Source organism: Ilumatobacter sp. (assembly GCF_049588435.1).
In the GTDB taxonomy this organism is placed as follows: domain Bacteria; phylum Actinomycetota; class Acidimicrobiia; order Acidimicrobiales; family Ilumatobacteraceae; genus Ilumatobacter_A.
Genome location: NZ_JBAVYV010000116.1, coordinates 1 through 5214, shown reverse-complemented (window position 1 = coordinate 5214; position 5214 = coordinate 1). Strand labels below are relative to the sequence as shown.

Sequence of the window (5214 nt, the reverse complement as noted above, 5' to 3'; positions counted from 1 at the left end):
GTCGACCAGCAGGTGCCGCAGCAGTCGGTCGACGATCCATGGCGGAGCGCCACCCTCGCCGTCGCTCGCGCGCTCGAGTTCGGCGAACGCGATCTCGAGTTCGTACAGCGTGTCGGCGCGGCCCTCGTCGACGCGCGGGGCCTGACTCGTCGGGCCGATGAACTGGCCGGAGAACAGGAACGACAGCGACGGATGGTGCTGCCAATACGTGACCATGCTGCGCAGCAGGTCCGGTCGACGCAACAGCGGGCTGTCGGCCGGGGTCAGCCCGCCGAGCGTCACGTGGTTCCCGCCGCCGGTGCCCGTGTGGCTCCCGTCGAGCGCGAACTTCTCGGTGCCGAGCCGCGTCTGGCGCGCCTCCTCGTAGATCGTCTCGATCACGGTGCGCATGTCGGCCCAGGTGGTGGTCGGCTGGACGTTGACCTCGATGACACCGGGATCGGGGGTCACCATCAACATCTCGAACCGCGGATCGCGCGGAATCGGGTAGCCCTCGACCACGACGGCGCGATCGAGCTCGGCCGCCACGGACTCGATCACTCCGAGCAGTTCGACGGCTCGCTCTGCCTCCTCGATCGGTGGGAGGAAGACGTGGACGTGTCCGTCGCGGGTCTCGACGGTGATCGCCGTCGGTGCGGCCGCCTCGGTCTCGCTCGCGTCAACGGAGTCGCTCGGGTCCGAGCGCACCGGGTCGGGCACCACGCCCGGAACGGGGAGCGCGGACCGCTCTGCGAACGGTGAACGCTGGAACGGCGACGGGATCGGGAGCCACGTCAGCGAATCGATCGGGAGGCGCAGTCCGATCGGCGAATCCCCTGGTGTGAGATACAACCGGCCCCGGCGCAGCGTCCAGTCCGTGGTGTTCCACCCCTGTCCATCCTCCGACGGATGCATCGCGAGCACGTATCCGGCCGGTTCACCGACGGGTCCGCTCAACCGTTCGAGCAGTCGGTGGCGCGCATCGGGCTCGCTGAGCGCGTCGGCCTCCTCATCGGTGACGTCGATCTCGGGCGGGTCACCCGCGGGGAGCCGTGCCTCGTTCCACACCTCGTTGATCGGATCCTCGTAGGCGGGCAACACGCGGGCGTGATCGATCCCGAATCGTTCCGCGATGCCGCGCATCACGGCGTCCGCATCGGCCACCGTCGCGGTACCCGGCTCCGTCGGATCGGCGAGCAGTGTCGGATCGGACCACAGCGCCTCGCCGTCCCGGCGCCAGACGATCCCGATCTGCCACCGCGGCAACGGCTCACCCGGGTACCACTTGCCCTGGCCGTACTGCAGCACCCCACCCGTCGCGAACCGGTCGCGCAGCCGCTCGCTCAGATCGTGGGCGAGCGCGCGCTTGGCCGCGCTGTCGGCAGCGGTGTTCCACTCGTCGCCCTCCATGTCGTCGATCGACACGAATGTCGGCTCGCCGCCCATCGTGAGGCGCACGTCCCCGGCCTCGAGTCGTTCGTCCACCTGCTCGCCGAGCGCGTCGATCGCGGTCCACTGCTCCGGCGTGTACGGCAGCGTGACACGCGGATCCTCGCGGACCCGGCGCACGACGTTCGCGAACTCGAACTCGACCTCGGTCGTGCTGGTCGCTCCCGTGATCGGGGCTGCCGAGATCGGATGCGGCGTGCATGCGAGCGGGATGTGCCCCTCTCCGGCGAACAGGCCGGACGTCGGATCGAGACCGATCCAGCCGGCGCCGGGCACGTACACCTCGGCCCACGCGTGGAGGTCGGTGAAGTCGGTCGCGGGTCCTCCCGGGCCGTCGAGTGACGGCTGATCGCTCGACAGTTGGACGAGATACCCCGACACGAACCGTGCGGCCAGACCGAGATGCCGGAGCGCCTCGACGAGCAGCCAACCGGTGTCGCGACACGATCCGATCCCGCGGTCGAATGTCTCCTCGGGCGATTGGACGCCGGGTTCCATCCGTACCGAATAGGCGACGTCGGTATACAGGCGTTGGTTGATCCCGACGAGGAAGTCCTCGATGCGGATCCGCTTCGTGCGGTCGATCCCATCGAGCCACTTCTTCATCCGCGGACCGGCCTGGTGCGCCGGGCGCAGGTACGCGTCGAGATCGCGGGCGGTCTGCGCGTCGTAGATGAAGGGAAACTTCTCTGCCGATTCCTCGACGAAGAAGTCGAACGGATTGATCGTCGTCATGTCGGCGACGAGGTCGACCGCGATGTCGAGGTGATCGGACGGCTCGTTGAAGACGACCCGGGCGAGATAGTTGCCGAACGGATCCTGCTGCCAGTTGAGGAAGTGGTCCTCCGGCGACACCTTCAGGCTGTAGGCGAGGATCGGCGTCCGGGAGTGCGGCGCGGGACGCAACCGGAAGATGTGGGGATGGATCGTCGTGGTGCGGTCGAAGTGGTACGACGTGTGGTGTTCGATGGCGACATGGATGCCCATGGGTCATTTCCTTCTGGTCAACCGGTGTCAGGCACCGATCGACCGACTGGCGGAGGGGTGGTCAGTGTTGCGATCCGGTCAACTGGTGCCTGACACCGGTTGGCGACCGCGCGGGATCGTCAGGGTTCGGATTCGAGACGGGTCACGTCCACGGCGACGCTCATGCGTTGATTCGAGCCGGGTCCGAGCACGACGCCCCGAACCGGAGCGACATCGGCATAGTCGCGTCCCCATCCGACCGTCACGTGACGCGTCGGTGGAACCTGATGGTTGGTCGGATCGATGTCGAGCCACCCCGCGTCATCCGAGTCTCCGGTCCAGACCGAGCACCAGGCGTGCGACGCATCTGCACCGATCGACTTCACTTCACCCGGGGGCGGCTCGGTCTCGATGTACCCGCTCACGTAGGAGGACGGCAGCCCGACCGATCGGAGCACGGCGGTTGCGAGATGCGCGAAGTCCTGGCACACCCCACGCTGGTTCTCGAGCACCGCATCGAGCGGCGTCGCCCAATCGGTGGCCGTCGAGTCGAAGGTGTACGTCTCGAAGATCTCCCGTGAGAGATCGGTGACCGCCTCGACCACGGGACGCCCCGGGGTGAAGATCCGCCGGGCGAGCGCGGCGAGAAGCTCGGGTCGCTTCGACGGGGTCGACGGCTGCGTTGCGGCGCGGTACGGCCCGACCTTCGTCGCCGCCGCTCCGCGCAGTCCGCGGGCGGTCGCTGCGACCTCCTCCCACGATCGATCGGCCGTGGGAAGGTCGGGAACACGCGTCTCGACGACGCTGTCCGCACAGATCTCGAACGCATCGTGACGGTGATGGACCCCGAGTTGGACGATGCGGTTGCCGAAGACGTCGCGCGTCTCGACGAACTCGTCCGGCGTCGGTGTCGCCACGACCTGGGAGTGGACAACCTGCTGGAATTCACGATCTCGCGGGAGGAGGCACGCCACCGTGTAGGCGTCGTTGACGGCCAGGCCGTACGTGTAGGACGTGCGGTGCACGACGCGGTATCGGGTCATGCCACCGCTCCCGGGTCGATCAGGCGCGATCGGACCAGCGTCGGATGCGGCGGCGCGACGAGTCGGGTTGAGGTCAGTTCGACGGCGAGCTCGTGAAGTTCCGCCTCGGCAGCATCGAGACGCTCCGGCGGATCGCCCACACCGAACTCGATCATCTGCGACGCCAACGCCTCCAGACGATCGATGCCCGCCGTCCAGCCGATGGCCTCGGCATTGCGGATCATCCCTGCGATCGAGGCGGCACCGGACCGGGGATTGCGCTGATCGTGCAGGATCAGCGCCAGCACGGCATCGAGTTCGACATCGCTGCGGTGACGTCGACGGTATGCGACGAGGCTGTCGTTCGCCCCGAGGACCGCTTCGAGTCCACGGCTCCGAGCATCGGTGCTCAGGGTCCCATCGGTCGTGATGTCGACTGCGGTCGCAGCGCTCGCGATCGACACGAGCGCCCGTTCGTACCGCTTCGCGAAGTCGCCGTAGTACCAGGCGGGTCCGCGCACGACGCTCTCGCTCCACAGCCCTGCAAACGCCGACAATTGGAACAGCACGGCATCGAGTGCGTCGACGTCGTCGGGACGTGCCGCGAGTCGCTCGCGGCTGTTCACCATCTCACCGAGCACGCGACCGGTGGTGGTCGACAGGAACTCACGCACCGATGCGGATTCGGCGAGCATCGATCCGATGTGGAACTCGAGTGATTCCGAAGCCGCCTCGACCGCCATCCGGCGCGCATCCTTCAGCGCCGGAGCGTGACCACCATCGACGACGATGACGGTCGGTGCCTCGCTGCCGGTCAGCGTCGCGAGCAACCGCATGGCGGGTGTCGCCCGTCCGTCCCACGATGCGAGCGGCGCGGCGGACGCGATGACCCGCATCGCGCGGGCGACGGCCTCGGCACGCTCGGATGCTCGGCCGAGCCAGTACAGCGAATGTGCGGCACGGGTCGGGACCGACGTGATGAAGTCGACCTGCGGGGCCGAACGAGCCTCGACGATCAGGCTCGGTACCGCTTCGCCACCGAGCACCCAGACGTCCTTCACCCGCGATGGCGTCGGCAGCGTGGGATCGTCGTGGGGCTCGACGATCCTCCCGTTTCCGCCCGGGATCACCGCGATGCCATCGTTCGTCGCGACTGCGTGGAACCGGAGCACGATCGGTTTGTCGACGATCTTCCCGTCGACGAGGCACGGTGCACGCTCTGCCGGCCGACCGAGCACGTCGTCGATCCGTGTGGAGCCCATCGCGAGCCGCGGTGACCGCAACCGGAGCCACGGCTCCTCGCCGGTCAACTCCTGTCCGGCACGATCCCAGGACCCGATCAGGGCCGCGTCCTCGATCACGCCCGTTCCGTGGGCGTTCGCCATCGTGACGGTTCCCGCATCATCGGCCAGCAGAACCGCCGGGATCCCGGCCGCTCCAAACGTGTTCGTCTCGAGGGGATCGAGTTGGCGGTCGACGATCCGCCGGTGCAGTACGTCGACCCGCTCGAGCCCACCGAGCGTCTGCAGCCACAACTGGCTCTCGCGCACGACCAGGTCCGGCCCTTCGACGACGTTGAATCCGAGTTGGGTCGCCATGTACGAGTGGTCGACGTAGGCCGGGTGGTCGATCCCGCTCGTGAGCACCACCACGCGCGGTCCTTCGACAGCGGTCGTGTCGACGAGCGCCGCGCGCATCAGCGCGAGCGACGAGTCGAGCGTGCGCGGGAGGTCGTCGCCGACGTCGGCGACCTGGGTCATCACGCTGCGGTCGAGCAGCGTGTAGCCGAGCCCGGCGG

Annotated in this window: 3 protein-coding genes; all 3 read right to left on the bottom strand. The window is 68.1% G+C overall.

Annotated elements, in window-relative coordinates; translation table 11 throughout:
- On the bottom strand, positions 1-2415 hold a 2415-nt coding region (locus WBV89_RS04320; protein WP_423980108.1), incomplete at its 3' end, for a transglutaminase family protein.
- A 119-nt stretch (positions 2416-2534) separates the two neighbouring features.
- Positions 2535-3437 carry a transglutaminase family protein gene (locus WBV89_RS04315; protein ID WP_423980107.1) on the bottom strand — a complete coding sequence of 301 codons (903 nt, stop codon included), beginning with the start codon at positions 3435-3437 and terminating at the stop codon, positions 2535-2537.
- The coding region (locus tag WBV89_RS04310; protein WP_423980106.1) for a circularly permuted type 2 ATP-grasp protein at positions 3434-5214 on the bottom strand (1781 nt) is incomplete at its 5' end. The genes WBV89_RS04310 and WBV89_RS04315, both read right to left, overlap by 4 nt.

Coding starts and splice junctions, on each gene's coding strand:
- WBV89_RS04315 (WP_423980107.1), bottom strand. CDS start 3,437: ATGACCCGATACCGCGTCGTGCACCGCACGTCCTACACGTACGGCCTG.